General features: G+C 36.8%; 18 protein-coding genes. 17 read left to right on the forward strand and 1 reads right to left on the reverse strand.

The window, feature by feature from the left end:
• Positions 1–179 precede the first annotated feature (179 nt).
• From JBW_RS23715 to JBW_RS03760, 14 genes are all read left to right on the forward strand, one after another.
• Positions 180–1,352, forward strand: a complete 1,173-nt coding sequence (locus tag JBW_RS23715) for a glycosyltransferase (RefSeq protein WP_007959191.1) — start codon at positions 180–182, stop codon at positions 1,350–1,352.
• 277 nt (positions 1,353–1,629) lie between these two features.
• Positions 1,630–1,926 (forward strand): hypothetical protein, encoded by a 297-nt coding sequence (locus tag JBW_RS03700; RefSeq protein ID WP_007959193.1) that lies wholly within the window; start codon positions 1,630–1,632, stop codon positions 1,924–1,926.
• A complete protein-coding gene (locus JBW_RS03705) occupies positions 1,926–2,636 on the forward strand; it encodes an SDR family NAD(P)-dependent oxidoreductase (RefSeq protein WP_007959195.1) in 711 nt (236 codons plus the stop codon). Before JBW_RS03700 ends, JBW_RS03705 begins: the two co-directional genes overlap by 1 nt.
• A complete protein-coding gene (locus tag JBW_RS03710; RefSeq protein WP_007959197.1) occupies positions 2,637–3,977 on the forward strand; it encodes an ANL family adenylate-forming protein in 1,341 nt (446 codons plus the stop codon).
• 21 nt (positions 3,978–3,998) lie between these two features.
• A complete protein-coding gene (pseH, locus tag JBW_RS03715) occupies positions 3,999–4,541 on the forward strand; it encodes a UDP-4-amino-4,6-dideoxy-N-acetyl-beta-L-altrosamine N-acetyltransferase (RefSeq protein WP_007959199.1) in 543 nt (180 codons plus the stop codon).
• A gap of 23 nt (positions 4,542–4,564) precedes the next feature.
• Positions 4,565–5,662, forward strand: a complete 1,098-nt coding sequence (gene pseG, locus JBW_RS03720) for a UDP-2,4-diacetamido-2,4,6-trideoxy-beta-L-altropyranose hydrolase (protein ID WP_007959200.1) — start codon at positions 4,565–4,567, stop codon at positions 5,660–5,662.
• Between the two features lie 56 nt (positions 5,663–5,718).
• Positions 5,719–6,768: a pseudaminic acid synthase gene (pseI, locus tag JBW_RS03725; RefSeq protein WP_007959202.1), complete on the forward strand. Its 1,050-nt coding sequence runs from the start codon at positions 5,719–5,721 to the stop codon at positions 6,766–6,768.
• Positions 6,769–6,790: 22 nt separating this feature from the next.
• A complete protein-coding gene (locus JBW_RS03730; protein WP_007959204.1) occupies positions 6,791–7,984 on the forward strand; it encodes a glycosyltransferase in 1,194 nt (397 codons plus the stop codon).
• Positions 7,985–8,155: 171 nt separating this feature from the next.
• Complete coding sequence (locus JBW_RS03735) at positions 8,156–9,553, forward strand: glycosyltransferase (protein ID WP_007959206.1); 1,398 nt, start codon at positions 8,156–8,158, stop codon at positions 9,551–9,553.
• A 106-nt stretch (positions 9,554–9,659) separates the two neighbouring features.
• Positions 9,660–10,775 (forward strand): glycosyltransferase family 2 protein, encoded by a 1,116-nt coding sequence (locus JBW_RS03740; protein WP_007959207.1) that lies wholly within the window; start codon positions 9,660–9,662, stop codon positions 10,773–10,775.
• 338 nt (positions 10,776–11,113) lie between these two features.
• Positions 11,114–11,407 carry a zinc-ribbon domain containing protein gene (locus JBW_RS03745; RefSeq protein WP_007930210.1) on the forward strand — a complete coding sequence of 98 codons (294 nt, stop codon included), beginning with the start codon at positions 11,114–11,116 and terminating at the stop codon, positions 11,405–11,407.
• Positions 11,408–11,555: 148 nt separating this feature from the next.
• The gene (locus JBW_RS03750; protein WP_007959208.1) at positions 11,556–12,329 is read left to right on the forward strand and encodes a basic amino acid ABC transporter substrate-binding protein; all 774 of its coding nucleotides are present in this window, start codon (positions 11,556–11,558) and stop codon (positions 12,327–12,329) included.
• Positions 12,330–12,483: 154 nt separating this feature from the next.
• The gene (locus JBW_RS03755) at positions 12,484–13,251 is read left to right on the forward strand and encodes a basic amino acid ABC transporter substrate-binding protein (protein WP_007959209.1); all 768 of its coding nucleotides are present in this window, start codon (positions 12,484–12,486) and stop codon (positions 13,249–13,251) included.
• A 300-nt stretch (positions 13,252–13,551) separates the two neighbouring features.
• Positions 13,552–14,331, forward strand: a complete 780-nt coding sequence (locus JBW_RS03760; RefSeq protein WP_007959210.1) for a transporter substrate-binding domain-containing protein — start codon at positions 13,552–13,554, stop codon at positions 14,329–14,331.
• A 71-nt stretch (positions 14,332–14,402) separates the two neighbouring features.
• Here JBW_RS03760 and JBW_RS03765 read toward each other — a convergent pair whose 3' ends face one another.
• On the reverse strand, positions 14,403–14,987 hold the full coding sequence (locus tag JBW_RS03765) for a hypothetical protein (protein ID WP_007959211.1): 585 nt from the start codon (positions 14,985–14,987) through the stop codon (positions 14,403–14,405).
• 353 nt (positions 14,988–15,340) lie between these two features.
• On the opposite strand from JBW_RS03765, the gene JBW_RS03770 reads away from it, so the two are divergent.
• From JBW_RS03770 to JBW_RS03780, 3 genes are all read left to right on the forward strand, one after another.
• Positions 15,341–16,006, forward strand: coding sequence for an amino acid ABC transporter permease (locus JBW_RS03770; protein ID WP_007930249.1), 666 nt, complete (start codon positions 15,341–15,343; stop codon positions 16,004–16,006).
• Entirely contained in the window at positions 15,993–16,712 is a 720-nt protein-coding gene (locus tag JBW_RS03775) for an amino acid ABC transporter ATP-binding protein (RefSeq protein WP_007959212.1), read from the forward strand. Before JBW_RS03770 ends, JBW_RS03775 begins: the two co-directional genes overlap by 14 nt.
• A 127-nt stretch (positions 16,713–16,839) precedes the next feature.
• On the forward strand, positions 16,840–17,037 hold the full coding sequence (locus JBW_RS03780; RefSeq protein WP_007930253.1) for a cold shock domain-containing protein: 198 nt from the start codon (positions 16,840–16,842) through the stop codon (positions 17,035–17,037).
• The last annotated feature ends 117 nt before the right edge of the window (positions 17,038–17,154 follow it).

Consider the following 17,154-nt stretch of genomic DNA (forward strand, 5'->3'; position numbering starts at 1 on the left):
CAAGATTAGAATACCCCTAGCTGCTGTAACCGACAAAATCAATTATTTGTCATGATTCTTTAGTTGTCCCTAGGGTGAAAATCTGCAGGTTGTTAGTCGAGGCCTTTTGTAATGTCCATATTGTTTGGTCGTCGATAATAAATCTATTTTAATGAACCACTAAGTGAGGTACTTTTATTATGTGTTTAGTTTCTATTATTATTCCCTTTTTTAATAATGAGCAGTATATAAAAGATGCTATTGACAGTATACGATTTCAAAAATATAAAAATATTGAAATTATTTTAGTAGATGATGCAAGTAAAGACTCTTCAGTAACGATTGTTCAAGAATCTATGAAGCTTGATAAAAGAATAAAATTATTTCAACACATTGAGAATAAAGGGTGTCCTAGAGCAGTAAAGACAGGAATTGAAAATAGTAGTGGTGAATATATTTTTTTGGCTGGAGCAGATGATATTTCTTTTAATGATAGGATTAATAAATGTCTTAATGTTTTTAAGGATAACATTAATGTTGGAATAGTTGTCTCAAACGCAACAATAATTGATAAGTTTTCAAATAAAGTAGATGAAGATTATATTATTTCAAAAGCCGTTAATAATAGGACAATAGCTATGGAACAATTTAAACGAAATTATTGTTTAGGTGCTACTATGGCTTTAAAAAGAAATAATGAAATCTTATTGAAAGCACATATGCTTGAAGAAATTGAAGATTACCAAATTGCTATTGAGTATTTATTATCAGGCTATGATATTTTTGTTGTTGACAGTTTTTTAATTAAGTATAGAATACATGATAATAATTGCTCAAATAATAAATCACAGTTAGCTAAAAAGCTGACGAGTGGACTTAAAAGATATGACTCCACTGAGATAATGAATATGCTTCTTTTGCGGGGATATTCAAGAAAGCAAGCTCTTACTACAATTGCGATATTTGAATTATTTAGAAAAAATCAAAATTGTTGTTATCATTTGTTAATTGAAGCATTAGAAGAGAAATGCTATGAGGAAAAAGAAGATTTTGAACTTTATTTTTATCTTGGTGTTTGTGAATTTATTAGAGGCAACTTATCTGAAAGCTATAAAAATTTTTGTTCTGCATACATGTTAAATTGTAATGAAGCAACTTTGCTAAATAATTTAGGATTATTACATTATTTATTTTATAAAGATAAAATAAAAAGTAAAGTACTTATAGAAAAAAGCTTAAAATTGATTCCTAATTATCTTGATGCAAAAAAAAATCTCGAAAGTATTGCGAACGGAAATTTTGACAATATTAGGCTAACGGAACGATTATTAGACAAATGTATTATTAAAAGGAATAAATACATATTAGATTAATTTCTATTTATGAATGAAGGCGTTAAAATTTATAATTAATATAAGAATTCAAATCTATGGGACTGAGTGAGTAACTTTTTATCTGATAATAATTACAGTATATAGTTGCCTTAACACTGGAACTGTTTGGACTGATAAATTTCCTTAGTTTTAGGGCCTATGAGTAGACGAGAATTGTAATTGAATAAAGATTCAAGGTATTTCGAAGCTAATTACGAATGTATAAAAGACGTTACCGCTTGTATCTGGGTTGATCATAATGGGGGAGTTTGTTAAAATGGAACAAAAAATCATTGGCATTATTCTTCACGAGGTAAGTGAATTAAATGAGCAGCTAGATCATAAAGTTGCTATAGAAAACGGCGAAAATGCAGGCTTATATGGTTTAACGGGAGTCCTGGATTCTTTAGGACTTGTCACTTTGATTGTTGCTGTTGAGCAAGCGATAGAGGATGAATTAGGGTTGGCTATTAGCTTGGCAGATGAACGAGCGATGTCACAAAAAAATAGTCCTTTTCGTACGATTGGTACATTAGCTGATTATATTGTAAAGGTTAGTCAGGAGGAAGCGTGATGGACAAACCTGTTATTTTAATTACTGGAACCAGTAAAGGAATCGGTAAAGCTTTAGTTGCGCATTATGTTGCACTTGGTCATCATGTTATCGGCTGCAGCCGTAATGCTGTTGAGTGGAAAATCGAAGGTGCCCAGGGGAATTATCAACATTATATTGCCGACGTAACAGATGAAGTAGCTGTAAAGGCTATGTTTTCCGATATTCGCAAACAGTATGGTCGCCTTGATCACTTGATTAATAATGCTGGAATTGCATCAATGAATCATTCTATGCTTACACCACTGACAACAGTGCATCAGGTATTGGGCACGAATGTAGTTGGTACCTTCTTATTTTGCAGAGAATCAGCGAAATTAATGCAAAAAAAGCGCTATGGTAGAATTATAAATTTTGCCACCGTTGCCACTCCTTTGAAGCTGGAAGGAGAGGCAATTTATGCTGCGTCGAAGGCTGCAGTGATTACATTAACGCAAATCATGGCCAAGGAGTTTGGTGAGTATGGTATTACGGTGAATGCAATAGGACCTACACCGGTACAAACTGACCTAATCAAGTCTGTGCCCAAAGATAAGATTGATAGCTTGCTGAATCGGCAAGCTATTAAGCGTTTTGGGCAATTTCACGATATTAGTAATGTCATTGATTTTTTCTTGAAAAAGGAAAGTGATTTTGTGACAGGACAAGTGATCTTTTTGGGAGGCATTTAAGTGTATATTGATTTTTTAATAGAGGCATTTACCGCGAATAAAGATAAGGAAGCAATTGTTTGGCAAGACCAGTCCTTCAGTTATGGATGGATCCTATCTTCAACCCAAGCCAAACTAGCGTTTTTACAAGAACGTTTAAAGCCTAATTCTGTAGTTGCATTAGAGGCTGATTTTTCTCCAAACGCTGTGGCCGTTTTATTGGCTTTAATTGAGTGTGGCTGCATCATTGTGCCCCTGACGGATTCAGTAGCGCATAAAAAGGCGGAGTTTAGAGAAATAGCAGAAGTTGAATTTGTTATTACGGTTACGATAAATGATGAAATTGTAATAGAACACACAGGAACAAAGGTTGAGCATGAATTTTTATTACATCTGAAGACGGAGAAGAGGCCAGGACTTGTCTTGTTTTCTTCAGGTTCTACAGGTAAAAGTAAAGCGGCATTACATGATTTTGTACCATTGCTGGAAAAATTTAAAGTTCCCCGGCATGGGATGAGAACCATTAGCTTTTTGTTATTTGATCATATTGGTGGCGTAAATACTCTGTTATATACATTATCCAACGGAGGATGTGTAGTTACTGTTAACGAACGCTCCCCAGAAGAGGTTTGCCGTTCTATTGAAAAGTATCATGTAGCAACATTACCTACGTCGCCAACCTTTATTAATTTATTATTATTAAGTGAAGCCTACAAGCGTTTTGACCTTAGTAGCTTAACGCTAGTTACTTATGGGACCGAAGTTATGCCGGAGAGTACTCTTTCACGATTTAACCAATTATTCCCTAGTGTTCGTTTGCTGCAAACCTATGGTCTTTCAGAAATTGGCATCATGCGGTCCAAATCTAAATCATCGGACTCCTTATGGGTGAAAATTGGTGGTGAGGGCTTTGAAACTCGAATCGTTAATAATATTTTAGAAATAAAAGCAAATTCAGCCATGATGGGGTATCTTAATGCTCCAAGTCCATTTACCGCTGATGGGTGGTTTCATACAGGAGATGTAGTGGAAGTCGATGGTGAATACATGAAAATCTTGGGACGCAAGTCTGAGATCATCAATGTCGGAGGGGAGAAGGTCTACCCTGCTGAAGTAGAAAGTGTGTTACAGTTGATGGATGGTGTGGAAGATGTAGCGATATCGGCTGAAAGGAATCCGATTACTGGTAACTTGGTAAAGGCGAGAGTAAAACTCAAGACAGAAGAGACCATTGGTGAATTCCGCAAAAGAATGCGTGAGTTTTGTAAAGGAAAATTGGAAGGGTTTAAGGTTCCGCAAAAGGTGGTATTGGTTGATACAACGATGCATGGCGAACGCTTCAAAAAAATGCGTAAAGAGTAAAAGCAATGGTGGTGATAAAGAATGCTGCGATTTGATCCTATTAGGGAAGAGGATTTGGAACTCGTATTAAGCTGGCGGACGAAACAAAATATTACACAATACATGTATACAGATATTTCTAAGGATCTTGAAGAACAGAAAAAATGGCATCAAAGGATATCACTTGACCCTACGTGTTGTTATTGGCTAATACATTATCAGGAAAAACCAATTGGAGTGATTGGACTTAGCGAGATTGATGCAAAAAATAAACGCTGTTCATTAACATACTATATTGGGGATGAGACAGTTCGAGGACTTGGCGGTATTATCCCTCCGTACATATATAATTATGTTTTTACAGTTTTACAATTTAAGAAAATAATTGCCGAAGTCATGGAGGGGAACGATCAGGTTGTGAAACTTCACCAACTTCATGGTTATCGGCATGTTGGCATATATAAAGAGCACATATATAAATATGACAAGTATCATGATGTGACGGTTCTGGAACTTTTAGATGTCGAGTGGCAGAGAATTGGTAAGCGATATAAAAAATGTAATGCCCATTTTGCAGAAAATTGAATTTGTAGAGAAGGTAGAGTGAAATGGTTAGGATTGCAATAAGGGCTGACGGCGGAAAAGGTGTAGGTCTAGGTCACATTATGCGCTGCTTATCCTTAGCGAATGCTTTTCGGAAAGCTGGACATTTGGTTTATTTTTTTACGAAATACAACATGGGTATAGCATTATTAGAAAAAGAAAAATTCGAAGTCATTCGAATACCTTCTGAGGAAAAGGAAACAGAAGGCTTTTTTTACGGTAATTCGGAGCAGTTAGTAGATGAAGCAGATGTTATACTTGGATTGCTGCATCAATATAAAATAGATATATTAATAGTAGATAGTTATAATATAACCAATCAATATTTTTTGACTTTGAAGTCTTCTGTAAGCTGCTTAGCCTATATTGATGATGAAAATAAATCAACGTATCCAGTGGATGTGGTGATTAATGGTAATGTTACTGCTGCATATCTAGGATATCGAAAGTATGATGACAATCAAGTGTTATTATTGGGACCACAATATAATATGATTCGTGATGAATTCAAAAATATCTCTCCTAGAGGAATTAGGGAAAATGTAGAAGAAATAATGATTACTACAGGTGGATCAGATCCTTATCATATGACTGAAAAGCTGCTGAATATTTTTTTAAATAATGATTATTTTAGTAAGGTTCGATTTAATGTACTGGTAGGAGGGGGCTTTACTACTAGCCAAGAATTAGTTGATTTAAGTCAAAATCATGATCAAGTAGTTTTGTATTCAAATACGGTAGCAGATACACCAGAAATAATAAGGCATTCTTCTATCTCTGAAATAATGCTACGTTCTGATATCGCAATATCAGCTGGTGGCAGTACTCTATATGAATTTGCTGCGTGCGGCGTACCAGTTTTAGCATTTGTTGTGGCTGAAAATCAGAGGTTTCTTGTAGAAAAAATGGAACATTTAGGATATATAATCAATTTAGGGTGGTATAATCAAATTTGTGAGGAGCAAGTAGTAGATTGTACGAAGAGATTAATGAATGATTATGCTGCAAGAACTAAGATGAGCAGCAAATGCCTGGAGCTAGTTGATAGCTTGGGAAGCGAACGAATTGTTAAGGAACTGACTCGGGAGTTTGTTAGTAGTTAATGATTTATTAGGTATGGTTTATTGTCTTAGTAACGAGGTTTAATGGAGGAATAGATGTGAGCTCAATCCAAATAGGTAATTATTCTATAGGTAAAAATCATAAACCATTTATTATTGCGGAAATGTCCGGAAATCATAATCAATCGCTAGAGCGGGCACTGGAAATTGTTGATGCAGCGGCAGATTGTGGTGTACAGGCATTAAAGCTCCAGACATACACAGCAGATACGATGACTATTGATATTGATGATAAAGAATTTTTTATTGATGATCCTAAGAGCTTGTGGAAGGGGAATTCTCTTTATAAATTATATCAGGAAGCTTACACACCTTGGGAATGGCATAAACCAATTTTTGATCGTTGTCGTGAGCGAGGAATAATTGGGTTTAGTACTCCCTTTGATGAAAGCGCTGTTGATTTTTTAGAATCTCTGGAAGTATCTTGCTATAAAATAGCGTCTTTTGAAATGACAGATTTGCAGCTGATTCGAAAAGTAGCAGATACTGGTAAGCCCATGATCATATCTACGGGGATGGCAACTGTGGCAGAGATTGATGAGACGGTACGGGCAGCTAGGCAAGGGGGATGTCAGGATCTTATTTTGCTTACGTGTACTAGTACGTATCCCGCCACACCAGCCAATACCAATTTAATGAAGATTCCTCATATGCGGGATTTATTCTCCTGCCAGGTGGGTCTGTCTGATCATACCATGGGGATTGGTGCGGCAATTGCTAGTATAGCATTGGGAGCTACTGTTATCGAAAAACATTTTACGCTATCAAGAGCCGATGGTGGTGTAGATTCTGCTTTTTCTTTGGAACCGGCCGAAATGGCAGCATTGGTTACAGAAAGCGAGCGTGCTCATCAAGCGCTGGGACAAGTTAGCTATGGTCCGAGTCAAGCAGAGCAAGCATCTTTACAACATCGAAGATCCTTATATGTAGTAGAAGATATACAGGCAGGAGAATTATTTACTAAGCACAATGTACGGGCCATTCGACCAGGATTAGGTCTGCCAACGAAATATTTAGATTTAGTCATTGGCCGAAAAGTAAAAGAAGATGTGCGGCGAGGTACACCTGTGAGTTGGGAAATACTATGATACAAGTAGAGGCGTTTTATTGATGAGCGGTAGAATTTTATTATTTAAAGGTACTTCTCAATATGATGTAGTGCGTCATTTTACTGATGATTTAGGAGCAGCTTTCCGCGCATTAGGAAGAGAAGTTTTGATTCTTGATTTAGCATCAAATAAGTATAATGTCCAATTAGTCCAGGATGCTTTTAGTAAAGAGTGTGATTTTGTTTGTGGTTATAATTTAAATGGGCATGATCTTGGTCTTGGACATGAAGGGATAAAATTTTTAAGAGACATGGGAATTCCTTATATTGGAATCCTAGTTGATAGTCCATTGTATCTTTCTGTTAAATTTTGTGATATTAACACTATAGGTATGCCGGATAATTTTTTGATTACTTGTATAGATAAAAATCATTTAGAGATCTTGGAGCATTATGGCAAGGTTGGTCTTAGCACCTTTTTACCTCATGCAGGGTCGTATGCCCAGGGGATTGGTGAATATAAAGACATGGCCAGCAGAAGCAAAGATGTTTTCTTTTGCGGTACATATAGTAAGCCAAATATTTCATGGACTCAGCATCCTCTTAGCTCCTTATTAAATGATGTCGCAGAAATAATGTTAAGTGCAGAAAATATTCAAGTGTACGATGCCTTACAGCAGGTCTTGAGAGCACGGGACTATGCCTTAAGTCCAGATTTTTTTAAACGAATTTTAGATATGGTGGTTCATGTTGATATTTATGTTAGAAATGTGCGGCGTGCAAGAATGCTCACAGAACTAGCGAATGCAGGGATCAAAGTAAGCCTATATGGTAATGGCTGGGATCAGCTGCCTTGTACCCAATCTTTTGATGTTCATAAAGCGGTAAGTTTTGATGAGTCTTTAAGAATTATGGCAGATGCAAAGATAGTTCTTAATTTTACAAGTTTCTTCTCGCATGGTTCTCATGAACGGGTGTTTTCTGCCATGCTTAACGGTGCAGTGGCATTAACGGATACAAATGGGTATTGGAAAGAACAGTTTGTAGAGGATAAAGAAATTGTTACTTATTCTATTGCGCTACAAAATCAACTACCCCAAAAAATCAATACATTGTTAGCAGATTTGCCTCGACTTGATGCAATCGCTCAAGAGGGACAAAAAAAAGCGGAACAAAATCACACATGGAACGCGCGTGCCCAAGAAATAATTGGACATGTTCAGATGATGGAGGGATTTCGATCGCTAAAGGGGTGAGACAAATGAAAATATGTTTATGCATGATTGTGTAAGATGAAGAAAAGTACTTAATCATCTTCTCTGGTAGATACTAATATTTTAGGAAATCAGTAATATATAAGTGCATAAGAAAGAGCAAAAATCGCTAATGAGAAATTAAAATCATTGTAAAGTTAGGAAGGAATAAATATGTCGCTTATAAATACCAGCATTATAATACTGACCTATAATAAGCTTGAGTACACTAAATCGTGTATTGAAAGCATTCGCCAATATACTGCTCCGATTTCATATGAGTTGATAGTGGTCGATAACCATTCTACTGACGGTACTGTTGAGTGGTTAAAAGAGCAAGACGATATCTACACTATTTATAATAGTGTAAATCTTGGATTCCCAAAGGGGTGCAATCAGGGAATTGCTATTGCAAGAGGTATGAATATTCTGCTATTAAATAATGATGTTATTGTAACTTATAACTGGCTCAATAATTTATTGATGACTTTATACAGTGTTAATGATATTGGTGCTGTAGGACCAGTAACCAATAACTGCGCTAATAGCCAATCAATATCTGTGCCGTACCATTCTATCAATGAGATGCACCAATTTGCCCTTCAGTATAATATTTCTCAACAGGCATACTGGGAGGAACGTTTAAAATTGATAGGTTTTTGCCTGTTAATCAAAAAAGAAGTTGTTGATAAAATAGGGTTACTCGATGAGATATTTTCACCAGGAAACTATGAAGATGATGATTATTCAGCACGCATTAGAGAAGCTGGTTATCGACTATTGCTTTGTCGTGATACCTTTATTCATCATTTTGGTGGCGCTTCATTTAAGGACTGGTCTGAAGAATATATACAACTTTTAAAGCAGAACCGAAAGAAATTTGAAGGCAAATGGGGCTATAATTCCCAATATTCCTCGTTTATACGACAGGAGATTATTGACCTAATCGACGTCTCACCAGATGCAAAAATACGTGTTTTAGATGTTGGATGTGCTTGTGGAGCAACTTTATTGCAAGTTAAAAACCAATATAAGGAAGCCGAGTTATATGGTATTGAATTAAACCCATATGCTGCAAAAAGTGCAAATAGTTTTGCGCAAATGCTTATAGCTGATATTGAAACAGTAGAATTGGATTACCCGCTAGAATTTTTTGATTATATTATTCTTGGCGATGTTTTAGAACATCTTCAAAACCCTTGGGAGATATTAATGCGGCTCTATAAGCACTTAGCTCCCGGTGGAAAAATCTTGGCGAGTATTTATAATATTATGCACTTTAGTGTAATTCAAAGTTTGCTTCAGGGAAATTGGAGCTACGAAAGTGAAGGGATTTTAGACAAAGCACATCTACGGTTTTTCACCTTCTCTGAAATCCACAAAATGCTTCTTCAAACAGGCTTTTCTGATATACAATACCGTGCTACTCGATTGGATGTTTCTGAGAAGGAACAAGGATTCGTAGATACCATAGCGACGCTTACCAATGATATCTTAGTAGATCAGTTTACAGTTTATAAATACATAGTAAAAGCGAGTAAAGATATTCCTGGCGTCAAAAGCGTAGAATAAAACCGTGTGACTATGATACCTATTAAAATGATCGTTCGATTTATTACAAGTGTGAGTATAATAAATAGGTCAAACAATGCAACCTTGATGCAGGAGAGGTGAGACAATGAAAATATGTTTATGTATGATAGTGAAGAATGAGGAAAAATACATAAAAATTGCTATAAATAGTGCATTGAAACTTGTTGATATGGCTGTAGTTGTTGATACTGGTTCCACAGATAAAACAATTGATATTTTAAAAGAGTTTGGTGAACGAGTTGAAATACGGCATTTACAATGGAGCAATGATTTTGCAGCAGCAAGGAATTATTCTCTTGAAGGCATAGATGCTGATTGGATATTGGTACTTGATGGGGATGAAAGACTTATTTGTGATGCTCAAAAAATACGAGAAAAACTTATTAGCAGTACAGTTGATGGCTACGATATTGTAGAGGAATCACATATGGGCGGAGGCGCTAAAGGGAAAGCAATGGCGTATGTTAGACTATTTAGAAATAAGGGATATCAATATCAGAGGGCTATTCATGAACAACTGAATATTAATCAGTCTGCTGTCGAAAGCCTAAAGGAATCGACTTGTAAAATCATTCACTATGGATATCTAGAACAGAATATGAAAGAGAAAAACAAGGCTAAAAGGAATTTAGATATTTTGTTGACGGAGTTGAAGAAAAATCCCCAAGATGATTTTCTCTATTTTCATATTGGTGCTACCTATGGTGCCATGGAGGAGTATAAACGATCCCAAGAATATTACTTTAAGTGCTTGAAATTAAAACAAGAAACAGGCTTTAATAATTTTCATTTCAATTTAATTAAACGCATTGCCCTCAATTATTTTATGTTAGAAGAATTTGAAGAATGCCGAACGTTTATTGATAAAATTTTAACAAATAAAAAGTGTGAGGGATTTGTTGATCTATTTTTCATAAAGGGGCTTTGCTTCAAAGCGCAAAAAAAATATAAAGAGGCTGAGCGAGCTTTCAGTCATTGTTTGAAAATCGGTGAAGCTGGAGATTTCCCAACTGTATATGGCAGGGGAAGCTTTTTAGCAAAGCTTGAGCTTGCACGAATATATATTAATACAGGTGAGATTACCTTAGCCGCAAGTACCTATGAAGAAGCTATACACGATTCACATAATCAGTATAAAGAGGGAATGGACGAATATAAGAAATTCTTAAGTGAGAATGGATTGCTTCGTGCCTCGCAATGACAAACAGTGTATCGATACTTTTTATTGAGACTTGCAATTTACTACTAATAAGCTTATAATATAGGTTAAGAACCTATTGCTTAGGTCTGTGGTTGAAAGTCGAGGCCAGTCGCAGGCGAAACGATCCACATAAGGAGTCCAAAGTGGCTCTGAGCATGGTGCGGTTTAGGGGTAAGTCCTGCCGAGTTATTAGCTACGTCAGCTAGATTCGAGAGTGGCAGTAGTGAGGAGATTGATTTCTTATTAGCGAACCTTCCAGCAGGCGGGTGTGGGGGCAAAGACCAGGTCAGCTAAGCAGTGTGGTCCTTTAGAATTCATAAGGTGAGGGGATTTCTTTAATGGCTTTTCAGGACAAAACTCTAAAATGTAAGGACTGTGGCGTAGATTTTGTGTTTACAGCAGGAGAGCAGGAGTTTTACGCAGAAAAGGGATTTGAAAATGAGCCTGCACGTTGTCGCGAGTGCCGCGATGCGAAAAAACGCAGTCGCGAAGGTGGCGAACGTCAAACATCGCAACGAGAAATGCATGAGGTGGTTTGTGCTGGATGTGGTATTACTACACAAGTGCCATTTAAGCCTCGTAATGATAGACCGGTTTATTGTCGGGAATGTTTCACCGCGCAAAGATCATAAGTACGCAGCACTCGGATGAGAAATCATCCGAGTTTTTTGTTATTTGTTTAATGCAAGATAAAAATACTTCTAGAACAACGTTGACTAAATATGCATAAACAATGTATAATTATAAATAAATTGAGAATGTAAGCAGGAGGGTTATTCTATGTCAAAGAAAATTATGTCATTACTAATTATAGTGGTGCTGATTGCATCATTTGGTTTGGTTGGGTGCAGTAAAGAGGGAGCATCAACTGCGAAAGTATTGAAAGTGGGTACAGATGCAGGTTTTGCTCCATTTGAGTTTCAAGATGAAAAATCAAAAGAATATGTGGGTTTTGATATGGATTTGATTAAAGCCTTAGGCAAACAAATGGGTTATGAAGTACAAATTCAAAATATGAATTTTGATGGACTCATTCCTGGTTTAGAAGTGAATAGCATTGATGCAGTTGCTTCCGGTATGACCATTACAGAAGCTAGAAAGCAAAAAGTGAATTTTACGAAGCCTTATTATCAAGCTGGATTAACCATCGTAGTGAAAAATGACAATAATGCAATTAAGAACTTTAAAGATTTAGAAGGCAAGAAAATTGCAGTGCAGATTGGTACTACTGGCGCTGCAGAGGCAAAGAAGATTAAAGATGCCCAAGTTCGTGAGTTTAATAATGCTCCCGAAGCGTTTATGGAATTAAAAGCTGGCGGTGTAGATGCCGTTGTGAATGATAAACCTGTTAACGAATATTATATTGCCCAATCAGTCAGTAAAGATGCCAAAACGGTTGGCGAGCCTCTGCAAGCTGAAGAATACGGGATTGCTGTTGCCAAAAAGAATACAGAACTAGCAGGTAAATTGGATAAAGCTCTTGATGAGCTGAAAAAGAATGGCGAGTATGAAAAAATATACGTGAAATGGTTTGGCAAAAAGCCAGGAATATAAGCTGATAAAAGTATAATGTATACATTGCGGGACTGGGTGAAAACCGGGTCCCTTTTGCTATATTCTATAAAAAAACTATTGACTAAATATCCAAGACATATGTATAATTATGAACATTACAAGATTACAAACAAATAGCAGGAGGGAAGAAAAAATGTCTAAAAAAATACTATCTTTGTTCGCAATTGGGATATTTATCCTATCGTTAGGTCTGGTTGGCTGTGGTAAGCAGGAAGCGAAACCGGCTAAAGTTTTGAAAGTCGGATCGGAAGCGGCTTTTGCTCCTTTTGAGTTTCAAGATGAGAGTACAAAAGAATATGTAGGTTTTGACATTGATTTAATTAAAGCCATTGGTAAGCAAATGGGTGCCGAAGTACAGATTCAAAACATGGGATTTGATGGATTGATTCCTGGTTTAGAGGCTAACAGTATTGATTTGGCTATTTCAGGAATGACGATTACAGAAGAACGAGCCAAAAAAGTAAGCTTTTCTAAGCCTTATTATAAATCTGGTTTGACGATGGTTGTAAAAAGTGATAATACGAGTATTAAGTCTTTCAAAGATTTAGAAGGTAAAAACATTGCTGTTCAATTAGGTACTACTGGCGCAGATGAAGCTAAAAAAGTAAAAGATGCACAAATTCGTGAGTTTAACAGTGCTCCAGAAGCATTTCTAGAGCTTAAAGCTGGTGGCGTTGATGCCGTTGTAAATGATAAACCGGTTAATGAATATTATATTGCAAAAGCCGGCGGTAAAGATGCTAAAATGGTTGGTGAACCTCTAACTGCTGAGGATTATGGTATTGCGGCTTCAGCTAAGAATAAAGAGCTAATTGCTCAAGTTGATAAAGCAATAGAAGAATTAAAGAAGAACGGCGAATATGAAAAAATTTACGTAAAATGGTTTGGTAAAAAACCGTAATAAAATCATCGTACATAAAGACATGGGAGCGTTTATGACTAAACGTTTCCATGTCTTTTTTAAATGACAAAAGAACACACCCCGTCACTGCGTGCCACCCCTCTCAAGAGGGGATTTTTTACTATGTCTGACCTATTCTTCGCATCTTCGCGTTTCAAAAGGTTTTATTTTTACTACTCGAAGAGTGGACATTTAGTAAAGTGTATTATTTTGATAATACAAAAAATGCTTGATGATTCAGAAAAAAGATGTAAAATAGTAGAAGGTAAACAAATAGAGTTGTTATGGGAGGTTATTTGATTGTCGAAAAAAATGTTGAGTTTGATGGTAGTTGGAATTTTGGTATTATCCTTGGGTTTAGTTGGCTGTGGCCAGAAGGCTGCAGATGCGGACAAGGCCAAAGTGCTTAAAATTGGTGCAGAGATGACATTTCCACCTTTTGAGTTTCAGGAAGAGGGCAATAAAGAATATGTCGGCTTTGATATGGATTTGGCAAGAGCAGTGGCAAAGCAAATGGGCTACACTGCAGAAATTCAAAACATTGGTTTTGATGGTCTGATTCCTGCATTGGAAGCAGGCAATATTGATATGATCGTTTCCGGTATGAGCATTACAGAAGAACGTAGTAAAAAAATAGCGTTCTCCAAACCTTACTATAAATCTGGTTTGTCCATCGTAGTTAAAGGGGATAATAATTCGATTACTAGCTTTAAAGATTTAGAAGGTAAAAGAATTGCTGTACAAATTGGCACCACAGGTGCTGAAGAAGCTAGAAAAATAAAAGATGCGAAAGTACGGGAATACAATAGCAATTCCGAAGCATATATGGAACTAAAAGCAGGCGGTGTAGACGCAGTAGTGAATGATTTGCCAGTGAATGAATACTACTTAACGAAAAGCGGCGAGAAAAATGCCAAAATTGTTGGCGATATCGTGAATGCCGAGGAATATGGCATGGCTGTAACTAAGAAAAACACGGAGCTAGTGGAAAAAGTAAATAAGGCAATCGATGAATTAAAGAAAAACGGCGAATATGAAAAAATTTATGTGAAATGGTTTGGTAAAAAACCACAACTATAAAAAAATGTAGAGGCTGCCTCAAGGGTTTATTGAGGCAGCCTCTACTTTTTCCTTACCATACGAGAGGAAACTTATATCCCGAACATAATTTCCGAATCACCTTCATCATTTTCCTTGTTAATGCCTCCTATATTAAAGCGATAGGATAAGCCCCAATAAAAACCATCACATTTTTTATCGTTAAACTTTGAAATCCGGTAAGTAAAATTGGTTTTTAAATCATCGGTTAGCTTATAATTTAATCCCACTTGTGATTCGCGGAAATGACTGCCAATGATCTGGGAAGCATAGTAATCCCAGTCTTCATTGAGAATGCCGCCAGTTGCTCCTCCCCAAAAAGGCTTGCTATGAGAATCCATCGATACATTGCCGACAATGAATCGAGAGCTAGGACCAAAATTAAATTGGGCATAGGTTTCAGTTGCTTTGTAACCAGCAGAACGCCAATTACTCTTTTCGAATCCAACTGTCAGTGAATGTGTAATTTTATAATCAAAGTTATAATTACTCCCACTATCATTACTGTTATGAATCATGAAGTCTACATTAAGATCTCCAATTTCCAAATTTTTAACTGGAGCAGCCAATGCGGTGCCAAGCATTAGATAGGTGCAAAAAAAAGATACCGCAGCTGTTTTTGTTCTTTTTTTCAACATGAAAAGATCCCTCCTAAAGATTTTAATGAACTTTCAATTACATCAATTATCGCTGCTCAACTTTGTTTTTTGCTTTGAAAATAAAAAAGGCTGCTTCGAGGCAGATTCTTTGGAGATCATAAATAAAACCCTTTGTGTCCTTTGCGTCTTTGTGGTTCAATCCGTTTTATATGTTTTAAAGGGCGCACAGCGTTTTTCTTATGCTGAGACAGGACGGACCCTTAAAAGAATCTCATATTCTAAAGGATATATAGCATTTCAAATAGGATTGACAGCATTGTCCTGTGTGTTTATAATCATAGTGTTGCGTTATTATACATGCATACATATTTTTTGAATTAAGGGTGAAGACTATGAACTTTGATTTTGATTTAATTGTGCGTTCCTTTCCCCTTTTACTAGTCGGTGCAGGGGTAACGGTGCAAATTACAGCATTTAGTGTGAGTCTGGGTTTGCTAATTGGAATGTTTGTTGGAATCGCACGTTTATCCAATACTTGGATTATTAAAGCATTAGCTGCAGTGTATGTGGATTTTATTCGCGGCACACCGTTGTTAGTGCAAATTTTTCTTATTTATTTTGCACTTCCCATTATTGTAGGGCAGCGGATTGATCCTTTTATTGCTGCGATTACCGCTTGCAGTATTAACAGCGGTGCCTATGTTGCAGAGATTTTCCGTGGCGGGATTCAATCCATTGACAAAGGGCAGATGGAAGCGGGACGTTCTCTTGGTATGACTTGGGGACAGACGATGCGTCATATTATTTTGCCCCAGGCTTTCAAACGCATCATCCCACCTCTGGGGAATGAGTTTATTGCAATGATGAAAGATTCTTCTTTGGTATCGGTAATTGGTTTTGAAGAGCTTACGAGAAGAGGGCAGTTAATTATTGCCCGCACCTACGGGTCTTTTGAAATATGGTTATCTGTAGCATTTATTTATTTGATTATGACCTTCACAATTTCACGTTTGGTAGATTATTTGGAGCGGAGGTACAAAATCGATGATAAACATTAAAAATGTTCATAAACATTTTGGTAAACTCCATGTCTTAAAAGGGATTAATGCTGATATAGCTGAGAAAGAAGTTGTCGTTGTCATTGGACCAAGTGGTTCGGGTAAGAGTACATTACTCCGCTGCATTAATTATTTAGAGGAGCCAACAGAGGGCGAAATTATAGTGGATGGCATTCCTCTTACGAATGAAGCCAATATTAATAAAGTGCGGGAAGAAGTAGGGATGGTTTTTCAGCGCTTTAATTTGTTTCCTCATAAATCAGTATTAGAAAATATCATCCTGGCGCCTATGACTGTGCGAAAAACACCGAAGTCTGAGGCGGTAAAAATAGCCCAGGATTTACTTGTAAAGGTTGGGCTGGCCGATAAGGAACATGCCTATCCAGAGCAACTGTCAGGTGGACAGCAGCAGCGAGTGGCGATTGCCAGAGCATTGGCTATGAAACCGAAAATCATGCTGTTTGATGAGCCCACTTCCGCCCTTGATCCGGAAATGGTCAAAGAAGTGCTGGATGTTATGAAATCCTTAGCTCATGAGGGGATGACAATGGCGATTGTTACTCATGAAATGGGTTTTGCCCGGGAAGTTGGAGATCGGGTTCTTTTCATGGATGAAGGACGTCTTGTAGAAGAAGGCACGCCAGAAGAGATTTTCTCTCATGCGAAAGAAGATCGAACTAAATCTTTTTTATCTAAGATATTGTAAGAAAAAGGATGATTTCTTATAAATTCCAGCCTGTGCGATTTGACACACATATCCAGGAATGTTATACTTTAGATAGTGGTCACGTGGTTGGCCTCAGTTTATTGTTTATTTTAGGAGGAGTTTCATAATGATTGGTAAAGTAAAATGGTTTAGTTCTGAAAAAGGCTATGGTTTCCTTGAAAGAGAAGATGGTGGCGATGTATTCGTACATTTCTCAGCAATTCAAGATCAAGGCTTCAAAACTTTAACTGAAGGTCAACAAGTTGAGTTTGATATTGTTGATGGCGCACGTGGACCGCAAGCAGCTAACGTTGCTAAAGCTTAATAGATTTTGAGCAAATATACCCGGCTATTATAGCCGGGTTTTTTTGATTATATAAACCCTTTGTGTACTTTGCGCCTTTGTGGTTCAATTCGTTTTAAATGTTTTAGAGGACGTGTC

The organism is Pelosinus fermentans JBW45 (genome assembly GCF_000271665.2).
Taxonomy (GTDB): Bacteria; Bacillota; Negativicutes; order DSM-13327; family DSM-13327; genus Pelosinus; species Pelosinus baikalensis.

Excerpts from the sequence above, each read along its gene's own strand:
- JBW_RS23715 (WP_007959191.1), top strand. The coding sequence starts at position 180 with ATGTGTTTAGTTTCTATTATTATTCCCTTTTTTAATAATGAGCAGTAT.
- JBW_RS03700 (WP_007959193.1), top strand. The coding sequence starts at position 1,630 with ATGGAACAAAAAATCATTGGCATTATTCTTCACGAGGTAAGTGAATTA.
- JBW_RS03705 (WP_007959195.1), top strand. The coding sequence starts at position 1,926 with ATGGACAAACCTGTTATTTTAATTACTGGAACCAGTAAAGGAATCGGT.
- pseH (WP_007959199.1), top strand. The coding sequence starts at position 3,999 with ATGCTGCGATTTGATCCTATTAGGGAAGAGGATTTGGAACTCGTATTA.
- pseG (WP_007959200.1), top strand. The coding sequence starts at position 4,565 with ATGGTTAGGATTGCAATAAGGGCTGACGGCGGAAAAGGTGTAGGTCTA.
- JBW_RS03730 (WP_007959204.1), top strand. The coding sequence starts at position 6,791 with ATGAGCGGTAGAATTTTATTATTTAAAGGTACTTCTCAATATGATGTA.
- JBW_RS03735 (WP_007959206.1), top strand. The coding sequence starts at position 8,156 with ATGTCGCTTATAAATACCAGCATTATAATACTGACCTATAATAAGCTT.
- JBW_RS03740 (WP_007959207.1), top strand. The coding sequence starts at position 9,660 with ATGAAAATATGTTTATGTATGATAGTGAAGAATGAGGAAAAATACATA.
- JBW_RS03745 (WP_007930210.1), top strand. The coding sequence starts at position 11,114 with ATGGCTTTTCAGGACAAAACTCTAAAATGTAAGGACTGTGGCGTAGAT.
- JBW_RS03750 (WP_007959208.1), top strand. The coding sequence starts at position 11,556 with ATGTCAAAGAAAATTATGTCATTACTAATTATAGTGGTGCTGATTGCA.
- JBW_RS03755 (WP_007959209.1), top strand. The coding sequence starts at position 12,484 with ATGTCTAAAAAAATACTATCTTTGTTCGCAATTGGGATATTTATCCTA.
- JBW_RS03765 (WP_007959211.1), bottom strand. The coding sequence starts at position 14,987 with ATGTTGAAAAAAAGAACAAAAACAGCTGCGGTATCTTTTTTTTGCACC.
- JBW_RS03770 (WP_007930249.1), top strand. The coding sequence starts at position 15,341 with ATGAACTTTGATTTTGATTTAATTGTGCGTTCCTTTCCCCTTTTACTA.
- JBW_RS03775 (WP_007959212.1), top strand. The coding sequence starts at position 15,993 with ATGATAAACATTAAAAATGTTCATAAACATTTTGGTAAACTCCATGTC.
- JBW_RS03780 (WP_007930253.1), top strand. The coding sequence starts at position 16,840 with ATGATTGGTAAAGTAAAATGGTTTAGTTCTGAAAAAGGCTATGGTTTC.